Here is a 20377-nt window from a genome sequence, read left to right on the forward strand (position 1 = left end):
CGAGTGAGAATCCGAACCCGAGCGAGGTAAGCGCGCGCGGAGCGCGGGCGCAACCGAGTGAGAATCCAACCCCGAGCGAGGTAAGCGCGCGCGGAGCGCGGGCGCAACCGAGTGAGAATCCAACCCCGAGCGAGGTAAGCGCGCGGGAATTGCGCCGAGCCGGTAATTTCGCAGGCCCTTACTCGCAGTTCTCCTGCAGATTTTCAGGTTCGCTGCAAATAGTTCAGCTGCGCCTGAACGGACCATTCGGCCGCGTCCCAGAGTTTCTCGTCGACGTCCACATAGACGTGTTCGACGACCTGCCGCGCGGTGGCGTCCTCGCCGATGTCACGCAGCGCCGCGCGCACCTGCTCCAGGCGCTCGTGCCGGTGCACCAGGTAGCCCGATGCGACGGCCTCCAGGTTGGCCAGGTCCGGCCCGTGACCGGGCAGCACCGTGCGGGGCCCTAGGCCGCGGAGCCGCCGCAACGATTCCAGGTAGTCGGCCAGGCTGCCGTCTTCGGAATCTATGACGGCGGTGCCACGGCCCAGCACGCTGTCCGCGGTGAGCACCGCGTCGTCGACCAGAAACGACAGCGAGTCGGCGGTGTGGCCGGGGGTGGCCATCACCTTGATCTTCAGGCCGGCCGCGTCGATCACCTCGCCGTCGGTCAGGTGACCGCCGAGGCCGCGCAAGAACCCGCTGCCCGCCGACCGCACCGTCGCGCCGGTGCGCTCGACGAGCTTGTCGATACCGTCGGTGTGGTCGCCGTGCCGGTGACTGATCAGCACCAGCGTGATCCGGCCCAGCCCGGCGAGGCGGTCAATGTGCTCGTCGTCGTCCGGGCCGGGGTCCACGACCACCAGCTCGTCGCTGCCCTTGCCGCGCAGCACCCAGGTGTTGGTGCCCTCGAGGGTCAGCAATCCCGGGTTGTCGGCCAGCAGGACCGAGGCGGTCTCGGTGACCGCCCGCAGCCTGCCGTAGGCGGGGTGGCTCAGCGACTCGGGCGCGGCGGTCACGGTCGTGAGCCGACCTCCACGATCAGCTCCACCTCTACCGGCGCATCCAGGGGCAGCTCGGACACGCCGACCGCCGAGCGCGCGTGGGCGCCGGCATCGCCGAACACCTCGGCCAGCAGCTGGGAGGCCCCGTTGATGACGCTGGGCTGGCCGTTGAAACCGGGGGCCGACGCAACGAAGCCGACGACCTTGACCACCCGCGTCACCGCGTCGATGCCCACCAGCGAGTCGATGGCGGCCAGGGCGTTGAGTGCGCAGATCCGCGCGAGCGCCTTGCCCTCTTCCGGGCTGACGTGGGCCCCGACCTTGCCCGTCCCGGCGAGCTGTCCGTTCTGCATCGGCAGCTGACCGGCGGTGTAGACCAGGTCACCCGTCCGCACCGCGGGCACGTAGGCGGCCAGCGGGGCCACCACCGCGGGCAGCGCGACACCGAGTTCGGAGAGCCGGGCCGACGCCGTCATCTACTTCGGGCGCTTCAGATACGCGACGTGTTGCTCCCCGGTGGGCCCGGGCAGCACGGACACCAGTTCCCAACCGTCGGCGCCCCACTGGTCGAGGATCTGTTTGGTGGCGTGCGTCAGCAGCGGGACCGTGACGTATTCCCATGCGATCGGTTGGCTCATGGCGCGAGCTTATCGGTCGGGTGTGAACGCCTCTGGCCTGCCCGGGGGCCCGGCGCCGGCCGGGCTAGCATGCGAAGGTGGCAAACATATCGAGCGGCGGTAGCGCCGTCGGCTGGCCGGCGCGGTTGTCGAAGGCCCGCCTGCATTTCGTCACCGGCAAAGGCGGCACGGGCAAGTCGACGATAGCGGCCGCGCTCGCGCTCACCCTGGCAGCCGGGGGCCGAAAGGTTCTCCTCGTGGAAGTCGAAGGGCGGCAAGGCATTGCGCAGCTCTTCGACGTGCCGCCGCTGCCCTACCAGGAGGTCAAGATCGCGACCGCCGAGCGCGGCGGGCAGGTCAACGCCCTGGCGATCGACATCGAGGCGGCCTTCCTGGAATACCTGGACATGTTCTACAACCTCGGTATCGCCGGGCGGGCGATGCGCCGCATCGGCGCCATCGAATTCGCGACGACGATCGCGCCCGGTCTGCGCGACGTGCTGCTGACCGGAAAGATCAAGGAATCGGTGGTGCGGCTGAACAAGGGGGCCAAGACCCCGGTTTACGACGCGGTTGTGGTCGACGCACCGCCGACGGGTCGGATCGCCCGCTTCCTGGACGTCACCAAGGCCGTCTCGGATCTGGCCAAGGGCGGCCCGGTGCACTCGCAGAGCGAGGGCGTGGTGAAGCTGCTGCACTCTGAGCAGACCGCCATCCACCTCGTCACCCTGTTGGAGGCGCTGCCGGTGCAGGAAACGCTCGAGGCCATCGAGGAGCTCGCCGAGATGGAGCTGCCGATCGGCAGCGTGATCGTGAACCGCAACATCGCCTCGTACCTGCAGCCCGCCGACCTGGCCAAGGCCGCCGAGGGACACGTCGACGCGGACTCGGTGCGGACGGGGCTGGAAATGGCGGGGATCAAGCTGAATGACAACGACTTCGCGGGCCTGCTGACCGAAACCATCGAGCACGCGACGGTCATCGCCGCGCGAGCCGAGATCGCGCAACAACTGGACGCGTTGAAGGTGCCGCGGCTCGAACTGCCGACGATCTCCGACGGCGTCGACCTCGGCAGCCTCTATGAGCTTTCGGAAGTGCTTGCGCAGCAGGGGGTTCGATGAGTACCACGCCGAACAAGCTTGATATGGCCACGATCCTGGCCGACACGACCAACCGGGTGGTGGTGTGCTGCGGCGCGGGCGGGGTGGGCAAGACCACCACTGCTGCCGCGATGGCCTTGCGCGCGGCCGAATACGGCCGCAACGTCTGCGTTTTGACGATCGACCCGGCCAAGCGGCTGGCCCAGGCGCTCGGGGTCAACGACCTGGGCAACACCCCTCAGCGCGTGCCGTTGGCGCCGGAGGTTCCCGGCGAGCTGCACGCGATGATGCTCGACATGCGCCGCACGTTCGACGAAATGGTGGTCCAGTACTCCGGAACCGGCCGCGCGCAAGCGATTCTGGACAACCAGTTCTATCAAACGGTCGCCAGCTCGCTCGCCGGCACGCAGGAGTACATGGCGATGGAGAAGCTCGGCCAACTGCTGGCCGAGGACCGCTGGGACCTGGTGGTGGTGGACACCCCGCCATCGCGCAACGCGCTGGACTTCCTGGACGCGCCCAAGCGGCTGGGCAGCTTCATGGACAGTAGGCTGTGGCGGCTGCTGCTCGCGCCGGGCCGGGGTATCGGCCGATTGGTCACCGGCGCAATGGGTTTGGCGATGAAGGCGATGTCAACCGTGCTCGGCTCACAGATGTTGAGCGACGCGGCGGCCTTCGTGCAATCGCTGGACGCCACCTTCGGTGGTTTCCGGGAGAAGGCCGACCGTACCTACGCGCTGCTGAAGCGGCGGGGCACGCAGTTCGTCGTGGTCTCGGCGGCCGAACCCGATGCGCTGCGCGAGGCCTCCTTCTTCGTCGACCGGTTGTCCACCGAAGGAATGCCGCTCGCCGGGCTGGTCTTGAATCGCACCCACCCGACGTTGTGCTCGCTTCCCGCCGAGCGGGCGATCGACGGAACCGAAACGCTGGAGGCCGAAGCGGACTCCGAGGCGGCGTCGCTGGCCGCGGCCGTGCTCAGGATTCATGCCGACCGTGCGCAGACCGCGAAACGGGAAATCAGGTTGCTGTCGCGGTTCACCGGGGCCAATCCGCACGTGCCCGTCGTCGGGGTTCCGTCGCTGCCCTTCGACGTCTCGGACCTGGAAGCGTTGCGCGCCCTCGCCGATCAGATCGCACCGGTTGGCGACGACGCGGCCCGCGCGGCGGCGCAGGGGCCCCTGCACTAGCGGGAGCGATGGGTCCGCGGGTCAGCCGACGCTGCGGGTGCGCCTCTTGTCGAAGAAGTCGGCCCAGGAGACCACCTCGGGGTGCTGCTTGAGCAGGGCGCGGCGTTGACGCTCGGTCATGCCGCCCCAGACGCCGAACTCGACCTTGTTGTCGAGGGCGTCGGCCCCGCACTCCTGCATCACCGGGCAGTGCCGGCAAATAACGGCCGCTTTGCGCTGCGCGGCGCCACGGACGAATAGCTCGTCCGGGTCGGTGGTTCGACACAGTGCTTTGGAAACCCAGGCGATCCGTTCTTCGGCATCAACGCTGCGGAGTACCCCTTGAGCGGCCGCAATGTTTGTCCTACGCGCCGCAGGCCGTGTTCCTGACACGAACTGTTCCCTTCCCTACCGGCCGCTCTCGCGACCGCCCTCCTGGGGTGCAGATCCTGACCTGCGATCTACGCCACACTGTGTACATCGGTGTTACCTGAATCTCACCGTGTGTCTAAGTTAGGTGGTCAGCCACCAATTGCGCAACAGTCCGATAACGCTTTTTTTGGGACGGGCGTGCCGTCTCGTCCAAAACGGCGGGCCAAGAAGTGATCTTGGACACGCCCGTTCGGGGGGTCCATTCACTGACGCACGCGCAAATTTTATCCCTGCCGCGGCCGTAAAGCGCTGGTCAATGACGGGGTGAAAAAGTGGGTGAACGCGCAGCGTGGCGGCGTGACAGGGGGCCGCTACTGTAGTAGCCATGTCAGACCGGCCCCAGGCCTTTCTCACCATCCTCAAGCTCGCGGGGTACTGCTTGCTGGCCGGTGTCGTCGCCACGGCGCTGATGTTTCCGTTCGCGGGCGGATTGGGACTGGTGTCCAACCGGGCCTCCGAAGTCGTCGCCAACGGCTCGGCCCAACTCCTCGAGGGTGAGGTCCCCGCGGTTTCGACGATGGTCGACGCGAAGGGCAACACCATCGCCTGGCTGTACTCCCAGCGCCGCTTCGAGGTGCCCACCGACAAGATCGCCAACACCATGAAGCTGGCGATCGTGTCCATCGAGGACAAGCGGTTCGCCGAGCATGCCGGGGTGGACTGGAAGGGCACGCTGACCGGGCTGGCCGGCTACGCCCGCGGCGACGTCGACACCCGCGGCGGGTCGACCATCGAGCAGCAGTACATCAAGAACTACCAACTGCTGGTGACGGCGAAGACCGACGCCGAGAAGCGCGCCGCCGTGGAGACCACCCCGGCGCGCAAGCTGCGCGAGATCCGGATGGCGCTCACGCTCGACAAGACCTTCACCAAGCCCGAGATCCTCACCCGCTACCTGAACCTGGTGTCGTTCGGCAACGGGTCGTTCGGAGTGCAGGACGCGGCGCAGACCTACTTCGGCATCAACGCTTCGGACCTGAACTGGCAGCAGGCGGCGCTGCTGGCGGGCATGGTGCAGTCGACCAGCGCGCTCAACCCCTACACCAATCCCGAGGGCGCGCTGGCGCGGCGAAACCTGGTGCTGGACACCATGATCGAGAACATCCCGCAGGAGGCCGACGCGCTGCGCGCCGCCAAGGCCGCACCGCTGGGCGTGCTGCCGCAGCCCAATGAGCTACCGCGGGGTTGCATCGCCGCCGGCGATCGCGCGTTCTTCTGCGACTACGTCCAGGAGTACCTGTCGCGGGCGGGGATCAGCAAAGAGCAGGTGGCCCGCGGCGGCTACCTGATCCGCACCACGCTGGACCCGGACGTGCAGGTGCCGGTCAAGTCGGCGATCGACCAGTTCGCGAGCCCGACGCTGCCGGGCATCTCCAGCGTGATGAGCGTGATCCAGCCCGGCAAGACCTCGCACAAGGTGATGGCGATGGCCAGCAACCGGACCTACGGGCTGGACAGCGACGCCGGGCAGACCATGCGGCCGCAGCCCTTCTCGCTGGTCGGTGACGGCGCGGGCTCGGTCTTCAAGATCTTCACGACGGCCGCCGCCCTGGACATGGGCATGGGCATCAATGCAACCCTCGACGTGCCGCCGCGCTTCCAGACCAAGGGCATGGGTAGCGGTGGAGCCAAGGGCTGCCCCAAGGACAACTGGTGTGTGGTCAACGCCGGCAACTACCGCGGGTCGATGAATGTCACCGAGGCCCTCGCCACCTCGCCCAATACCGCCTTCGCCAAGCTGATTCAGCAGGTCGGGGTGACCCGCACCGTGGACATGGCGATCAAGCTGGGGCTGCGGTCCTACGCCGATCCCGGCACCGCGCGCGACTACAACCCGGACAGCAACGAGAGCCTGGCCGACTTCGTCAAACGGCAGAACATCGGCTCGTTCACGCTGGGCCCCATCGAAGTCAACGCGCTGGAGCTGTCCAACGTCGCGGCGACGCTGGCCTCGGGCGGCACCTGGTGCCCGCCCAACCCGATCGACAAGCTGATCGACCGGCACGGCAACGAGGTCGCCGTGACCACCGAGACCTGTGACCAGGTGGTGCCCGAAGGCCTGGCCAACACCCTGGCGAACGCGATGAGCAAGGACGCGGTGGGCGGCGGCACCGCCTCCGGTTCCGCCGGCGCCGCGGGGTGGACGCTGCCGGTGTCCGGCAAGACCGGCACCACCGAGGCGCACCGCTCCTCCGGCTTCGTGGGCTTCACCAACCACTACGCCGCGGCCAACTACATCTATGACGACTCACCCTCGCCGACGGACCTGTGCTCGTCGCCGCTGCGCCACTGCGGCGAGGGCGACTTGTACGGCGGTAACGAGCCGGCCCGCACCTGGTTCACGGCGATGAAGCCGATCGCCACCAATTTCGGCCCGGTGCAGCTGCCGCCCACCGATCCCCGCTACGTCGACGGCTCACCCGGGTCGCGGGTGCCCAGCGTCGCCGGGTTGGACATCGATGCCGCGCGCGCCCGCCTCAAGGAGGCCGGCTTCCAGGTCGCCGACCAGAACAACTTCGTCAACAGCTCCGCCAAGCAGGGCGAGGTGGTCGGGACCTCGCCGAGCGGCGCGACGATCCCCGGGTCGATCATCACCATCCAGGTCAGCAACGGCATCCCGCCGGCCCCACCGCCGCCCCCGGAGGGCGCGCCGGTGCCGGTCGGCTCGCAGGTGGTGGAGATCCCGGGTCTGCCCCCGATCACCATTCCGCTCCTGGCGCCACCGCCCCCGCCGCCGGGGCAGCCGCCCCCGTAGACCGGGCGAGCTGTGACGCCGCGGCGCAAGCTATACGTTGCCAAAGCGCAACCGGCAGTAGGCTGCCAGCATGGCTGATGCAAGCTCAATGGCCCCCCTCCACGGCGGTCCGCTGCGCGGACCGCATCGTCGCGGGGCGTTGCCCACGCTGATACGCACCGGTGCCGTCGCGCTCGGTTCGGCCGTCGCCGGTATCGGTTACGCCGCCGTCGTCGAGCGCAACGCCTTCGTCCTGCGCGAGATCACGATGCCCGTCCTGACGCCGGGTTCCACGCCGCTGCGGGTGCTGCACATCAGCGATCTGCACATGCTGCCCACCCAGCGCCGAAAACAGGCCTGGCTGCGGGAGCTGAGCAACTGGGAACCCGACCTGGTGGTCAACACCGGCGACAACCTTGCGCACCCGAAGGCGGTGCCCGCGGTGGTGCAGGCCCTGGGCGACCTGCTGTCGCGGCCCGGCGTCTTCGTGTTCGGCAGCAACGACTACTTCGGGCCGCGCCTGAAGAACCCCCTGAATTACGTGACCAACCCGTCGCGCCGGGTCCACGGCGAACCGCTGCCCTGGCAGGACCTGCGGGCGGCGTTCACCGAGCGCGGCTGGCTCGACCTGACCCACACGCGGCGCGAGTTCGAGGTGGCCGGCCTGCACCGCGCCGCGGCCGGCGTCGACGACCCGCACATCGACCGCGACCGCTACGAGACGATCGCCGGCCCGGCCAGCCCGGCCGCGAACCTGCGCCTGGGACTTACCCATTCGCCGGAGCCGCGCGTGCTGGACCGCTTCGCCGCCGACGGCTATCAGCTGGTGATGGCCGGCCACACCCACGGCGGGCAGGTCTGCCTGCCGCTCTACGGCGCGCTGGTGACCAACTGCGGCCTGGACCGGTCCCGCGCCAAGGGACCGTCCCGGTGGGGCGCGAACACGCAGCTGCACGTCTCCGCCGGCATCGGCACCTCCCCATTCGCCCCGGTGCGGTTCTGCTGCCGGCCCGAGGCCACCCTGCTGACGTTGATCGCCACGCCGATGGGCGGTCGCGACTCGGCCAGCGACCTGAGCCGTTCGCAGCCAACAGTTTCGGTGCGTTGACCGAGCGGACCCGGATCGCGGTCCGCAGCCACTCCCGGTCCTGGACGGACAACGCGGTCCGGCTGATCCAGGCCGACGCCCGCCGCAGCGCGGACACGCACCTGCTGCGCTACCCGCTGCCGGAGGCATGGGCTGGAAACGGCTCAGACGCCGATGTGGCGCTGTACCTCAAGGACGAGACCACCCACATCACCGGCAGCCTGAAACACCGGCTGGCGCGCTCGCTGTTCCTCTACGCACTCTGCAACGGGTGGATCAACGAGAAGACCACGGTGGTCGAGGCCTCGTCGGGATCGACGGCGGTGTCGGAGGCCTACTTCGCGGCCCTGCTGGGTCTGCCGTTCGTCGCCGTGATGCCGGCGTCGACCAGCTCGTCCAAGGTGGCGCTGATCGAAGCCCAGGGCGGCCGTTGCCATTTCGTGCAGAAGTCCAGCGAGGTGTACGCCGAGGCCGAACGCGTGGCCCGCGACACCGGCGGGCATTACCTCGACCAGTTCACCAACGCCGAACGCGCCACCGACTGGCGGGGCAACAACAACATCGCCGAGTCGATCTTCGAGCAGATGGGCGAGGAGACGCATCCGATTCCGGAGTGGATCGTCGTCGGGGCGGGCACCGGCGGCACCAGCGCCACGATCGGCCGCTACATCCGCTACCGGCGGCACACGACCCGGTTGTGCGTCGTCGACCCGGAGAACTCCGCGTTCTTCCCCGCCTACGAAGACGACCGGTACGACCTCGTGATGCCCACCTCGTCGCGCATCGAGGGCATCGGCAGGCCGCGCGTGGAGCCGTCGTTTCTGCCCGGTGTGGTCGACCGGATGGTGGCGGTGCCCGACGCGGCGTCCGTCGCCGCCGCCCGCCACGTCAGCACCGTCCTGGGCCGCCGGGTGGGTCCCTCGACGGGCACGAACCTGTGGGGCGCCTTCGGCTTGCTCGCCGAGATGGTCGTCGAACGGCGCAGCGGTTCGGTGGTCACGCTGCTCGCCGACAGTGGCGACCGCTATCACGACACCTACTTCGACGACGACTGGGTCGCCGCGCAGGGACTCGATCCGAGCGGTCCGGCCGCGGCGCTGGTGGAGTTCGAGCGTTCCTGCCGGTGGCAGTGACCCGGCGCACCGCGGTTTGGCCAGCCGATGGGCGGGTGCGATAGGCTGTCGGAGCTTCAAGCGGGGTGTGGCGCAGCTTGGTAGCGCGCTTCGTTCGGGACGAAGAGGCCGTGGGTTCAAATCCCGCCACCCCGACTCAGTTCGTGTTAGCTGGCAGGACAGCCGGCCAGAGCGTCTGACACTGCGGACGCGCGGCTTTGCCATTAAGCTCAGCCCGCATGGCGCTGGTAAGCCGGACGCCCGAGCAAGGGCGGCGACGCGAGGTCGGCCGACAGGTCGCCCGGTTTGCTGACACCGCGTCGTCGGATGAGGACCCCGCCCACCCGACCCTGGCGGAGATCGCCCGGCGCAAGCAGGAGATCGAGGCCTGGGAAGCGTTCGACGTCGGCGGTTACCGCTTCGCCAAACCCGGCACCATCATCGGGGCGCTGGTCTCCGCCGTGCTGGTGGTTCTCGTGCTGACCCCTCTCCCGCCGAACTGGCCGTGGGACATTCCGACCATGATCCTGGCCGTCTTCACGGCGGTGGCCACGGTGACGTGTGGCCTGTTGTGGTTCGACAATCCGCACCCGCTGCCCCGCCCCGATTCGCTGGTGATCGTGCCTTTCACCCGGGCGGAGAACCTGCGACTGATGGCGGCTCAACCGGTGGAGCCCTACCGCGCGATCTGCGCCTGCCCGGGCTGCGGCGACACGTCCGCGCACCTGATCCGCGAGCCCGGCAAGGACGAACCTGACTGGGCGATGGTCACCCGGCGCTGCGCCGTGTGCGAGCGTGAATGGGCGCAATCCTGAAATTCGTTGCCCGCCAACGCTCTAACCCTGCCCAGGGTTTACGGCCCTAGGCGCAGTCGGCGCAGATCTGCAGGCCCGCCTTCGTGCTGCGCAACCGGCTGCGGTGCTGCACCAAGAAACAACTCGAGCAGGTGAACTCGTCGGAGCGCTGGGGAATCACCGTCACCGACAGCTCTTCACCGGACAGGTCGGCGCCGGGCAGCTCGAAGAAGTGGACGTCGTTGGGATCCTCATCGACCACTGCGGTGACCGAGCCCTGCAAGGTCGGGGCCAGCTCGCGTATCGCGGACTTGTCCTGAGTGTCCATGTCGGAGACCCGGCGTGCGTCATAGTCGCTTGCGGTCGCCATGGCAGTTCCTTCCTGCTGATGAGCCGGGCTGACGCACTTTCCTGTACTCATCCCGTTGGCGCAGGCTGTACCCCGTTCAGGCTCGAGTTACACCGACCGTCTCGAAAAAGTTGCGCCGGCGGAACCTGAGCTGCCTCAGCCGCCGGGCCGCGGCGGGGTAATGCGCCAGCGCCAGGCCCAACCACGGCGCAACGACCGAGACCAGCAGCGCCCCGATGGCCACCCCTTCGTGCCCCACCAATAGCTCGAACAAACCGATCGCCAGGCTGACCGCCCAGACGGCCACGGCCGCGAGGCCGAGCAGCGGGAAATCCCGCTCGTACTCGGCCGGATAGTTTGCTGCTCGCAACGGGACTGGCGCGACCATGATCGACTCTTACCCGGTCACGACCGCGATCAAACGTGTGGTTGGCCCGAGGCGGGCAGGTGTTCGTTAGCTCACAGGGTCAGCTGCTCGGCGGCGGGGCGGGCTGGTCGGAATTCGCGGCGTGCCAGGCAAGTTCGGCGTCGCGCACCTTGCGATGGGTGCGCGCCAGCCACACCACGATCGCCGCACCCAGCAGCGCGGCCAGGACCACCGCGGTCAGGCCCGCCGCAAAGTGCCGGGTCGCCAACTCGAATAGACCCACGATCAGGGCGAGCACCGCGACGGCCGAGCCCGCCAGGCCGGGTGCGTTGGCCCCGTTGGTGACGGTTTCACCGGCGTGCTGACGGAACGTCCGTTGGTGATCGATCGGGTCATCGTTGCGGGAATTCAACTGGCCTCCTCGCGAGAAATCTTGCGCGTCAGGGTGATTCGTGCGGCATCTGGCCCGCCGATCGAGCCGGCGCCTGAGGCGGGGCCACCCCGCGACCCATAAACCGCAACCGCTTCGCGGGATCATCAACGGCGGTTACCCGCCGCCCCAGTCCCCAAACCGTTCGCCGCACCGGTGTCAGCCGGCCCCGAGGTGGGTATGCCGCGCAGATGAAACCCGCCGTTCTGTTCGACGTCGACGGAAGCCTGATCGACTCCAACTATCTGCACGTCTACGCGTGGCTGCGCGCCTTCGACGACGAGGGACTGCCCGTGGCCGCCTGGCAGATCCACCGTTGCATCGGAATGGACGGCTCCACATTGGTCCGGACCCTCTCCGATGACGCACCGGACGAGGTTCAGGAGCGGCTGAGCGACGGGCACAGCCGTTACTACCGGGAGAGCACCCACCTGCTCACGCCCCTGCCCGGCGCCCAGGCGCTGCTGCGGCGGGTCGCCGACCTGGGCCTGCAGGTCGTGCTGGCGACGTCGGCGCCCGACGACGAATTAGAGATCTTGCGCAAGGTCCTCGATTGCGAGGAGGTCATTTCGGAGACCACGTCGTCGCGGGACGTCGACACCGCCAAACCCGAGCCGGGCATCGTGCAGGTCGCGCTGGACCGCGCCGGGGTCAACGCCGATCATGCCGTGTTCGTCGGGGACGCCGTGTGGGATGCGCACGCGGCGGGAGGCGCCAAGTTGCCGTGCATCGGCCTGCTCAGCGGCGGGATCGCGCGCGAGGAACTGCAGGCGGCGGGTGCGTCACCGATCTTCGCCGATCCCCAGGACCTGCTGAACCAGCTGGACTCGACGCGAATCCACGAACTCGCGCTACATGCCGCGCGAGCGCAGTAGCAGCGGCAGCAGCCACCAGAAGAACGTAAACAGCGTCAGCGCACACGCTCCCGCGATCAGGGCCGGGCTGCGCCCGGCCACCGCGGCGAACACGATGACCGTCACCCCGGTCAGGGCGAGGCCGAGCAGCGCCAGCCCCGCGTAGGCGCACCGATGGGCGGCCGACACCAAGACCTGTAGGCGGTGCCGGCGGAACAGCATCCTGTGCATGCCGACCGGGGCGATCAGCAGGACGGTCGCGCCCACCGAACAACCCACCGTGATCAGGTAGGCGTCGCGCAGGACGGGCGCCAGGACGTCGAACCGCTGCTGGAACGGCAGCGTCAGCAGGAAGCCGGTGAGCAGCTGCACCCCGGTCTGCACCACGCGCAGCTCCTGCAGCAGGCTGTTCCAATTGCGGTCCAGCCGTTGAATTTCAGTTTCGCCGCGCTCGCGGCTGTCCCAGTGCTGGTCGTCTTGCGGGTGATCGACGTCCATAGCCGTGATCATCGCACCTGGCGCACCCGCCAGCGCCGTTTCCCGACGAGGAATCGAGGTGTTGAATTCGAATTGCACTCGGCGGTCGGCCGATTTGCAATCGAATTCCACCAAATACGTTGTGCCGCAAGCCACGGCGATACCCGAGCGCCTAGCGGCTGATGTTGTCGTCCCGGACCGCGGTCAGGGCGTCGTCGAGCGTCGGGTGCAGCGGGAAGGTCTTGTCCAGGCCGGTCAGGTGAATCGGCCGCCTGGTTGCCGGACCGCGCGCGACCACCCCGAACCCCGTCGCCTCGCCCAGCTTCTCGTACGTCGCCGCCAGGATCTTCAGCCCCACCGAACCGAGGAACTCCACCGCCGAAAGATCGATGACCAGAGCCGCCGGGTTCTCCGCCACTACCGCGCCGATGGCCTGTTCCAGGGCCGGCGCCGTGACCAAATCGATTTCGCCGCTGACACTGACCACGGACACGCCATCGTGGTCCTCAACCAACGTGGTAATCGAATCAGGAGCTGACAATGGCGATCCTTTGTCCTGGGCCTTAAGTGTGGTGCAAGCCTAGCCTGCGTTGCGAACTGCGAGAAGAATATGCCCTCGACACCTGCCCCGCGACAACCCACGCTAGTCTCGCAAAATCGAGCCTGCACGCGACGGGGCGCGAACCGGCACTCGGGAGGCCACATGTCAGATTCGCCGTCGGAGTTCGGCAGCGCGGGTGCCGCCGCCCAGGCAGCCACCATTTCCAGCGAGGGCCTGCTGCCCCAGCTCGTCCAGCATCTGCGGCAGAACCGAACGGTGCTGCGCGAGGAATGGGCGCGCAGGATCACCGAGGCCGAACTGCTCACCGCGATGACGCCCGAGGAGCTGTTCTCCGAGGCGACCGCCGTCTACGACAACTACGTGGAGGTGCTCGAGACCGGTAGCGTCGAGGCGCTGCAGGCCTACGCGCGCGACCTGTCGGAGCGCATCATTCCGCGGGGCGTGGAAACCGACGAGGTCGTCGGCATCGTGTTGTTGCTGCGTGACGTGCTGGCGCGCTCGTTGTTCGAGAAGTACCAGGCCGAGTTCGAGATGCTCAACCGGGTGCTGGACGCCTACGAACCGGCGGCCAACCGCATCGCCAACACCGTGGCCGTGTCCTTCGTGCAGGAACGCGAGCGCATCATCCGCCAGCAGCAGGAGGCGATCCGCGAGCTGTCGACGCCGGTGCTGCAGGTGCGTGAGCAGTTGCTGATTCTGCCGATCATCGGTGTGCTCGATTCCCAGCGCGCCCGCCAGGTCACCGAGCAGCTGTTGAGAGCCATCCGCGCGAACCGCGCGAAGGTGGTGGTCATCGACATCACCGGCGTGCCGACCATCGACTCCACGGTGGCCAACCACCTGGTGCAGACGGTCGACGCGTCGGGCCTGATGGGCGCCAGCGTCATCATCACCGGCCTGTCCTCCGAAATCGCCCTGACCCTGGTGACGATCGGCCTGGACCTGTCCAAGATGAACGCGGTCGGCGACCTGCAGGGCGGCATCGAGGAAGCCGAGCGCCTGCTGGGCTACGAAGTCTCCCGCACCGGCGAGCAGCCAGGCTAGACATCAGGAACGCGAGCGCCCCATGCCAGTACCGATTCTGAAACAGGGTGCGATCCTGATCGCCTCGGTACAGGCCGCGCTTAGCGATTCCGACGCCGAGCGGCTGCGCTACGACCTGATGGAGCGGGTCAGCCGGTTCCGCGCGCAGGGCATCATCGTCGACGTCACGGCCATCGACGTGATGGACTCCTTCGCGGCCCGGTCGCTGCGCACGATCGCGCACATGACCCGGCTGCGCGGCGCGGACACGGTGATCGTCGGACTGCAGCCGGAGGTCGCCTTCGCCATGGTCCAGCTGGGGTTGGCGTTCGACGACATGAACACCGCGCTTGACCTCGAAGAGGGCCTGGCACTGCTGAATCGCCAACTGGCGCAACGGAAACCGACGATCGGGCGCGACGGTGGCGGCTGATATCGTCGTCGACATCGACAATTCCGACGACATCGTCGAAGCTCGCAAAGCCGGACACCAACTCGCCCTCGATCTGGGATTCTCCCTCACCGATGTCACGATGATCGCCACGGCGATCTCCGAGATCGCGCGCAACATCACCAGCTACGCCGGCCGGGGCACCGTCCGAGTGTTCGTGGCCGACCGCGACGGCCGCAAGGCCCTGGTGGTGCGCGCCGAGGACGAGGGTCCGGGCATCGCCGACATCGAGCGGGCGATGGAGGACGGTTATTCGACCGGTCGCGGGCTGGGAATGGGCCTGCCCGGCTCCCGCCGGCTGATGGACCGACTGTTCGTGGAGTCGGCGCTGGGCAAGGGAACGGCCGTCGAGATGTGGAAATGGGTGCCGCCCCGTGCATGAGAACGGCCGGTTCGGTCCCATCGAGTGGGCGAGGGCGGGGCGCCCTCTGCCCAGCGAGTACACCTCGGGTGACCGGGGCCTCGCCGTCGACCTCGGCGGCGCCGCCGCCCTGTTCGGCGTGGTCGACGGCCTCGGCCACGGCCCCGAAGCCGCAGCCGCCGCGCTGCGCGCCGTCGAAACGGTCCAGCGCTCCAGCACCGAGCGCCTGGAGGTGCTGATCCAGCTGTGTCACCGCGTGCTGGAGGGCAGCAGGGGCGTCGCGATGACCTTGGCGCGTATCGACTTCGCGGCCAACACGCTGACCTGGACCGGCGTCGGCAACGTCACCGCCGACCTGGTGGCCAAATCCCCGACCGGCGTGCAGATTCGACACAGCGCGCGGCTGACCGCGGGAATCGTCGGCTACCGCATACCGGAAATCCGGCCGGCGCAGATCATTTCGATCCGTCCCGGGGACCTGCTGGTGATCAGTACCGACGGGATCACCGAGAATTACCTGGACCACATCGACTTCTCGGCCACCGCCGTCGTCATCGCCGAGGAACTGCTCGGTAAGGACGCCAAGGAAACCGACGATGCCATGGTGCTGACCGCTCGTCATCGGGGGACTTCGACGTGAGCGACAGCGACGACTTCCACGCCCAGTACGCCGCGGCCTTGCGCGCCTACATGCAGGCGCGGGACGAGGACAGCCTGGCCGCCGCGTACGAACTCGGCCGCCGGGCCCTGCAAGAGGAAGTCAGCCTGCTCGCGATCATCGAGCGGCACGTCCAGCTGATTCTCGGTCTGGCCAAGGACATTCAGATCGACGCGCCGATCGCGCTGGAATTCCTGTTGCAGATGCTGGTCCCCCTCGACATCGCCACCCGGGGCTTTCTGGACGGCACGCGCCGCTTCGCGCGCGAGCGCGCCCGCGCCGAAGGGCTGGCCGACCGCGACAGATTCCGCACCGCGGTCGTGAATTCGTTGCAGGAGGGATTCTTCGTCGCCGACCACGAGGGCTCCGTGATCGAGATGAACAACGCCCTGATCGAAATCCTGGGTTATCCGGCGGAGGGTCTGCCCTACCGATGGCCACATCCGTGGTTGGTTGACCAGAAGGGCGCGAGCCAACAACAGTCGCTGGTGCAAAGCATCGGCGCCACCGCCTACGAGACACCCATCCGCCATCGCGACGGGCATCTGGTCTGGGTAACGGTCAGTATCAACGCCGTTCAGGGCAGCGGCAGCGACCAGGACGTCTTCGTGGGGACGATCCGTGACATCACCGCTGAACGCGCCTTCGCCGCAAGGGAAAGCGCGGTCCTGCGCCTGGCGACGGCCGTGGCCGTCGCCAAAAGCGTGGACGAGCTGCTGTCCATCACGCTCGACGAGTGCAGCACGGCGATCGACGTGCAACGCGTGGTCGCGATCTCGTGGCCGACCGGCGAGGGTGAACCCACCGTGCAGGTGGCGGGCGAGTCGTCCCAAATACCTTGGCGCAGGCTGGATCAGTGGCTGCGCCGTACGTTTGAGGACGCCCGCCATCAGCTGCCGCTGACGGCGAGAACGGTCGAGCACCCCGACAATCCCGGCAAGGCACAGGGTTTGGTGGCGGTACTCTCCGGCGCGGGCGACCTGGCGTTGTGGTTGGAGCTGCGCTCGCCACGCTGGGTCAGTGCCGAAGACCGGCTGCTGGTCACCGTCCTCATCGGACACCTCAGCCTCGCGATGCAACACGTCCGCCAATTCGAGAGCGCCCGCGAGACGTCGCTGACCTTGCAGCGCGCCCTGCTGCCGACGATGGAGCCGCCGCCGGGCTTCGCCGTGCGTTACGAGCCCGCCGTCCCGCCGTTGGAGATCGGCGGCGACTGGTACGACGTGCTGCCGATCGGCGACCACCGCATCGGCATCGTGGTCGGCGACTGCGTGGGCCGTGGCCTGCCGGCGGCCGCGGTCATGGGTCAGCTACGCAGCTCCGCGCGGGCGTTGCTGATCAACGGGGCCGAGCCCGCGCTGCTGCTCGATCAACTGGACTCGGCGGCCTCGCTCATCCCGAACGCCTACTGCACCACCGTCTTCCTGGCGATCCTGGACACCGAATCCGGGGTCCTGCAGTACAGCAACGCCGGCCACATGCCCGCCCTGCTGGTGGGGCCGGAACCGGACACGACCGCGATGTTGACCGACGCGGCGTCGGTGCCGCTGGCCGTGCGCCGCGCGGAACCCCGCCCGCAGGCCAGTCGCGTACTGCCACCGGGGTCCACCCTGATGCTGTTCACCGACGGGCTGGTGGAGCGCAAGCACGAATCCATCGACGACGGGATCAACCGGGCCGCCGCGGTCCTGGTGAAGACGACCGCGCTGCCACTGGATTCCGTCGCCGATGCGGTTTTGCGTGAGTTGGCCCCTCCAGCTGGGTATGACGACGATGTGGCAATGGTGATCTACCGGCACCAGCAATCTCCCCTGCGGATCGAAACCGAGGCCAGCGCAGAGCGATTGGTCGGCATCCGGCATCGATTGGCCGACTGGCTGAACAGCGCAGGCGTGCCAGAGGAATTGGCCGCCGACATCGTGCTCGTCGTCAACGAGGCGTGTACGAACTGCGTCGAACACGCGTATTCGGAGCAGCCGTCGGGCGCGATGTCCCTCGACGTCGGCCTCGCAGACGGCGAGATCCGGGCGCGGATCACCGACCGCGGCTCCTGGAAGACGCCGGCAGCGGACCCGGGCAACGGTGGCAGGGGCCTGTTGCTGATGAGGGCGCTCAGCAACGCGATGGAACTGGACTGCACACCCACCGGCACCACGGCCGACATTACGTTTCGCCTGCCCGCCGTGGCGGGGCGGGAGTGAGGCCGCATCGTTTGTGGCCCCCGGATAGCGGGTAGTCGTGGGCGTGACCCGCGCATCAGTCTCAACCGAACCCGCCTTGCCGGCGGCACACGGGCCGCTGTCGACCGCCGTGCGTCGCGCCCTGACTGGCCCGCCGTCACATGACCACCTGAGCCGCATCGGCGCCTCCGTTCGCGACTCGGACCCCTTCGGCCTGGATCTGCAACTGGCACTGTGCATGTGCTACGAGTTGCACTACCGTGGCTTCGCGGGCGTGGACCCCGGCTGGGAGTGGAATCCGGCGCTGCTGGCGTTACGCGGCGAACTCGAGCGCGTCTTCCTGGCCGGTGTGCGCCGCGACGTCGGAGCCATCGCGTCGGACCACACGGCGGCCGCCGAGATGGACGCCATTTCGGTGGAACCGGTCGACGGCACCGGCCCCTCGTATTACCTGCGCGACAGCGGAAGCTGGCAGCAGATGCGCGAGTACTTCGTGCACCGGTCGGTCTATCACCTCAAGGAGGGCGACCCGCATGCGTGGGCGATTCCGCGTCTGATGGGCGTCGCGAAAGCCGCTTTCGTGGCAATCGAATTCGACGAATACGGGGCCGGGCAGGGCCCCCGGCTGCATCAGCAGCTTTTCGCCGATTTGATGACGGCGGCGCACCTGGACGCCACGTACCTGGCCTACGTGGACGCCGTCCCCGCCGAAGCGCTGGCGGCGGTCAACCTGATGTCACTGTTCGGGCTACATCGCGAGTTGCGTGGCGCCGCGATCGGGCACTTCGCGTCCACGGAGATCACCTCGCCGCCGGGATCCCGCCGCATGGTGCAGGCGCTGCGGCGCATGGGCGCACCGGCGTCTTGCGTCGAGTTCTATGCCGAGCACGTCGAGGCGGATGCGGTCCACGAGCACGTCGTTCGCATCGACGTGGTCGGGGACCTGGTCGCCCGGGAGCCGCAGCTCGATCGCGACATCGTGTTCGGGATCCGCGCGCACGCCGCGGTCGAAGATCGTTTGGCAGAAGCGGTTATGGCGTCGTGGCAGCAGGGTCGGACGTCGTTGCGGCGGTCGCTGGACTAGCGGTCCGGCGCGCCAGGTTTCGGCATCGGCGATGGCTGGTGTCGCACAGAGGATACTTCTCGCTGCGCCGACAGGTGCAGATCGCCACCATGAACCTATCGGATTCCACGACCTCGCCGTTCGGCATCTCGATGCGCACCGGACCGGACACCAGCACCGGCCCGCCGGCAACCACCTGTACCCGGGTGGCGCTCATCGTTTGTCCGCCCGGATCACGATCAGTTCCTCGTGCCGGAGTCCGCGCGGGATCAGGCCGACGCTCTCCAGCCAGGCCGCCCGCGCCATCATCACCGGACCAAACGGTATCCGCTCGGACGCAACGACTCTCGCATCCATGCCCGCCCACTTGAGGGAATCCAGGGATTGCTGAACGCCGGCCAGCGCCGAGTGCACGAGCAGCAGGGAGCCACCGTCGCACAACAGTTTCGGTGCCGCCTCGCACAGCGGATCCAACACCATCCGGCCATCCGGGCCGGCGTTCCAGGCCCACGATGGGCCTGCGCTGGGGCTGATGTACTCGGTGTCGCCATTCGGCGGGGTCGGCACGTACGGCGGGTTGGACACGACAACGTCGAACGGCGCGCAGTCGAGCGCGTCGCTCCACGTGCCCTTGCGCACATCCACATTCACGCCGACGGCGGCCGCGTTGTTGCGAGAGCAACCCACGGCGTGTGGGCAGATGTCGAAGGCCGTCACGTCGGCGCCGCCCATCTCGGCCGCGGCGATCGCGACGAATCCGCTGCCAGTACACAGGTCCAGAACGCGCCGCCCCGGGATGAGCGCGCTTTGTCGCATCACATTCACCAGTAATCGGGAATCGTCCTGGGGCTGATACACGTTCGAAGCAGCCGAGACAGCGGGTCCTGGATACGTTGTGGTCAACTTTGGCCTTTCGACGGATCGCCGCGGCGATCACTGCTTGGCCTGTGTAATGCCCGCAAACCGTTGCCTTCAAACGGTGTGGGGAAAGGCCATTTTCGGCTAACCAGTGGGCGCATGCGCGAATTGCTTGACAATGGTCGCGCAGAAGGCCGGCAAGTCCGACGGTGAGCGACTCGAGATCAAATTGCCGTCGACGACGACCTCCTCGTCAACCACGTTCGCCCCCGCGTTGCGCAGGTCGGTGCGAATGGACGGGTACGACGTGAGCGTCCGGCCCTCCGCCACACCGGCTTCCACCAGGGTCCACGGGCCGTGACAAATTGCGGCGACAGGCTTTCCGGAGGCGACGAAGTCACGCACGAAGGAGACCGCGGAGCTGTCCATCCGGAGCTTGTCCGGATTCACCGTGCCACCCGGAAGCACCAGGCCGTCGAATTCGGATGCGGAGACGTCCGACACCGCGCGGTCGACGCTGAAGGTTCCCGCCGGCTCGAGGTCGTGGTTGCGCGCCTGGATTTCTCCGGTCTTCAGCGAAAGAAGTTCGACTTCGGCACCAGCTTCTTTCAGGGCGGCGCGGGGTTGTTCGAGTTCGACCTTCTCCACGCCGTCCGCCGCCAGAATCGCGACCTTCTTCCCTTGCAATTCATTTGCCATGGTTATTCCCCTCTATTCCG

25 protein-coding genes and 1 tRNA gene are annotated in these 20377 nt (G+C 67.9%); 14 read left to right on the top strand and 12 right to left on the bottom strand.

Annotated features, from left to right (window positions below):
- Positions 1-203: 203 nt before the first annotated feature.
- The 3 genes from A5691_RS14990 to A5691_RS28050 are packed head-to-tail and all read right to left on the bottom strand — an operon-like array spanning position 204 to position 1621.
- Positions 204-998 carry an MBL fold metallo-hydrolase gene (locus tag A5691_RS14990; protein ID WP_068015871.1) on the bottom strand — a complete coding sequence of 265 codons (795 nt, stop codon included), beginning with the start codon at positions 996-998 and terminating at the stop codon, positions 204-206.
- Positions 995-1459, bottom strand: a complete 465-nt coding sequence (locus A5691_RS14995; RefSeq protein ID WP_068015868.1) for a RidA family protein — start codon at positions 1457-1459, stop codon at positions 995-997. Before A5691_RS14995 ends, A5691_RS14990 begins: the two co-directional genes overlap by 4 nt.
- Positions 1460-1621, bottom strand: coding sequence for a DUF4177 domain-containing protein (locus tag A5691_RS28050; protein ID WP_073871548.1), 162 nt, complete (start codon positions 1619-1621; stop codon positions 1460-1462). It abuts the gene before it with no gap.
- Between the two features lie 77 nt (positions 1622-1698).
- On the opposite strand from A5691_RS28050, the gene A5691_RS15000 reads away from it, so the two are divergent.
- Complete coding sequence (locus A5691_RS15000) at positions 1699-2721, top strand: ArsA family ATPase (RefSeq protein WP_067749574.1); 1023 nt, start codon at positions 1699-1701, stop codon at positions 2719-2721.
- Entirely contained in the window at positions 2718-3887 is a 1170-nt protein-coding gene (locus tag A5691_RS15005; protein ID WP_067783353.1) for an ArsA family ATPase, read from the top strand. Before A5691_RS15000 ends, A5691_RS15005 begins: the two co-directional genes overlap by 4 nt.
- 21 nt (positions 3888-3908) lie before the next feature.
- Here A5691_RS15005 and A5691_RS15010 read toward each other — a convergent pair whose 3' ends face one another.
- Positions 3909-4259 (bottom strand): WhiB family transcriptional regulator, encoded by a 351-nt coding sequence (locus tag A5691_RS15010; RefSeq protein ID WP_065443482.1) that lies wholly within the window; start codon positions 4257-4259, stop codon positions 3909-3911.
- A gap of 364 nt (positions 4260-4623) precedes the next feature.
- Between A5691_RS15010 and ponA2 the strand changes: the two genes are divergently transcribed.
- The 5 genes from ponA2 (at position 4624) to A5691_RS15035 (ending at position 10046) form a co-directional block, all read left to right on the top strand.
- Positions 4624-7053: a transglycosylase/D,D-transpeptidase PonA2 gene (ponA2, locus tag A5691_RS15015; protein ID WP_068015865.1), complete on the top strand. Its 2430-nt coding sequence runs from the start codon at positions 4624-4626 to the stop codon at positions 7051-7053.
- A gap of 88 nt (positions 7054-7141) precedes the next feature.
- Positions 7142-8140, top strand: a complete 999-nt coding sequence (locus A5691_RS15020; RefSeq protein WP_082950331.1) for a metallophosphoesterase — start codon at positions 7142-7144, stop codon at positions 8138-8140.
- Positions 8137-9252, top strand: coding sequence for a PLP-dependent cysteine synthase family protein (locus A5691_RS15025; protein WP_068015854.1), 1116 nt, complete (start codon positions 8137-8139; stop codon positions 9250-9252). Before A5691_RS15020 ends, A5691_RS15025 begins: the two co-directional genes overlap by 4 nt.
- Positions 9253-9313: 61 nt before the next feature.
- Positions 9314-9387: transfer RNA gene (locus A5691_RS15030), tRNA-Pro, on the top strand.
- An 83-nt stretch (positions 9388-9470) separates the two neighbouring features.
- Positions 9471-10046 (top strand): hypothetical protein, encoded by a 576-nt coding sequence (locus A5691_RS15035; protein WP_067783340.1) that lies wholly within the window; start codon positions 9471-9473, stop codon positions 10044-10046.
- 46 nt (positions 10047-10092) lie between these two features.
- Here the strand turns inward: A5691_RS15035 and A5691_RS15040 are convergent, their stop codons facing one another.
- From A5691_RS15040 to A5691_RS15050, 3 genes are all read right to left on the bottom strand, one after another.
- The gene (locus A5691_RS15040) at positions 10093-10395 is read right to left on the bottom strand and encodes a DUF4193 domain-containing protein (protein ID WP_067749329.1); all 303 of its coding nucleotides are present in this window, start codon (positions 10393-10395) and stop codon (positions 10093-10095) included.
- A 76-nt stretch (positions 10396-10471) separates the two neighbouring features.
- Positions 10472-10762, bottom strand: coding sequence for a hypothetical protein (locus tag A5691_RS15045; protein WP_082950332.1), 291 nt, complete (start codon positions 10760-10762; stop codon positions 10472-10474).
- 79 nt (positions 10763-10841) lie between these two features.
- Positions 10842-11153, bottom strand: coding sequence for a hypothetical protein (locus A5691_RS15050; protein ID WP_068015852.1), 312 nt, complete (start codon positions 11151-11153; stop codon positions 10842-10844).
- Positions 11154-11362: 209 nt separating this feature from the next.
- Here A5691_RS15050 and A5691_RS15055 point away from each other — a divergent pair, with 209 nt between their 5' ends.
- Positions 11363-12046, top strand: coding sequence for an HAD family hydrolase (locus tag A5691_RS15055; protein WP_068015850.1), 684 nt, complete (start codon positions 11363-11365; stop codon positions 12044-12046).
- Here A5691_RS15055 and A5691_RS15060 read toward each other — a convergent pair.
- Together A5691_RS15060 and A5691_RS15065 are read right to left on the bottom strand one after the other, a co-directional pair.
- Complete coding sequence (locus A5691_RS15060) at positions 12023-12523, bottom strand: DUF6328 family protein (RefSeq protein WP_067749333.1); 501 nt, start codon at positions 12521-12523, stop codon at positions 12023-12025. The two genes, A5691_RS15055 and A5691_RS15060, sit on opposite strands and share 24 nt — an antisense overlap.
- 151 nt (positions 12524-12674) lie before the next feature.
- Entirely contained in the window at positions 12675-13043 is a 369-nt protein-coding gene (locus tag A5691_RS15065; protein ID WP_156669914.1) for an STAS domain-containing protein, read from the bottom strand.
- 162 nt (positions 13044-13205) lie between these two features.
- Between A5691_RS15065 and A5691_RS15070 the strand changes: the two genes are divergently transcribed.
- Genes A5691_RS15070 through A5691_RS15095 form a run of 6 tightly spaced genes read left to right on the top strand, consistent with a single transcriptional unit; the run spans position 13206 to position 18821 of the window.
- A complete protein-coding gene (locus A5691_RS15070) occupies positions 13206-14108 on the top strand; it encodes an STAS domain-containing protein (RefSeq protein WP_067749310.1) in 903 nt (300 codons plus the stop codon).
- A gap of 22 nt (positions 14109-14130) precedes the next feature.
- Positions 14131-14520, top strand: a complete 390-nt coding sequence (locus A5691_RS15075; RefSeq protein ID WP_067270791.1) for an STAS domain-containing protein — start codon at positions 14131-14133, stop codon at positions 14518-14520.
- The gene (locus A5691_RS15080) at positions 14510-14920 is read left to right on the top strand and encodes an anti-sigma regulatory factor (protein WP_067749308.1); all 411 of its coding nucleotides are present in this window, start codon (positions 14510-14512) and stop codon (positions 14918-14920) included. The genes A5691_RS15075 and A5691_RS15080 overlap by 11 nt, the downstream gene beginning before the upstream one ends.
- A complete protein-coding gene (locus A5691_RS15085) occupies positions 14913-15539 on the top strand; it encodes a SpoIIE family protein phosphatase (protein WP_068015847.1) in 627 nt (208 codons plus the stop codon). Before A5691_RS15080 ends, A5691_RS15085 begins: the two co-directional genes overlap by 8 nt.
- Positions 15536-17758, top strand: a complete 2223-nt coding sequence (locus A5691_RS15090; RefSeq protein WP_068015846.1) for a SpoIIE family protein phosphatase — start codon at positions 15536-15538, stop codon at positions 17756-17758. The genes A5691_RS15085 and A5691_RS15090 overlap by 4 nt, the downstream gene beginning before the upstream one ends.
- A 43-nt stretch (positions 17759-17801) precedes the next feature.
- Positions 17802-18821 (top strand): iron-containing redox enzyme family protein, encoded by a 1020-nt coding sequence (locus A5691_RS15095; protein WP_068015913.1) that lies wholly within the window; start codon positions 17802-17804, stop codon positions 18819-18821.
- Here the strand turns inward: A5691_RS15095 and A5691_RS27390 are convergent.
- From A5691_RS27390 to A5691_RS15105, 3 genes are all read right to left on the bottom strand, one after another.
- Positions 18769-19017 carry a CDGSH iron-sulfur domain-containing protein gene (locus A5691_RS27390; RefSeq protein ID WP_082950333.1) on the bottom strand — a complete coding sequence of 83 codons (249 nt, stop codon included), beginning with the start codon at positions 19015-19017 and terminating at the stop codon, positions 18769-18771. The two genes, A5691_RS15095 and A5691_RS27390, sit on opposite strands and share 53 nt — an antisense overlap.
- Positions 19014-19703 carry a HemK2/MTQ2 family protein methyltransferase gene (locus tag A5691_RS15100; RefSeq protein WP_067754253.1) on the bottom strand — a complete coding sequence of 230 codons (690 nt, stop codon included), beginning with the start codon at positions 19701-19703 and terminating at the stop codon, positions 19014-19016. The genes A5691_RS27390 and A5691_RS15100 overlap by 4 nt, the downstream gene beginning before the upstream one ends.
- 99 nt (positions 19704-19802) lie before the next feature.
- Positions 19803-20357, bottom strand: a complete 555-nt coding sequence (locus tag A5691_RS15105) for a type 1 glutamine amidotransferase domain-containing protein (protein WP_068015845.1) — start codon at positions 20355-20357, stop codon at positions 19803-19805.
- Positions 20358-20377: the final 20 nt, after the last annotated feature.

Origin of the sequence: Mycobacterium sp. E183 (assembly GCF_001667735.1) — a bacterium.
Taxonomy (GTDB): Bacteria; Actinomycetota; Actinomycetes; order Mycobacteriales; family Mycobacteriaceae; genus Mycobacterium.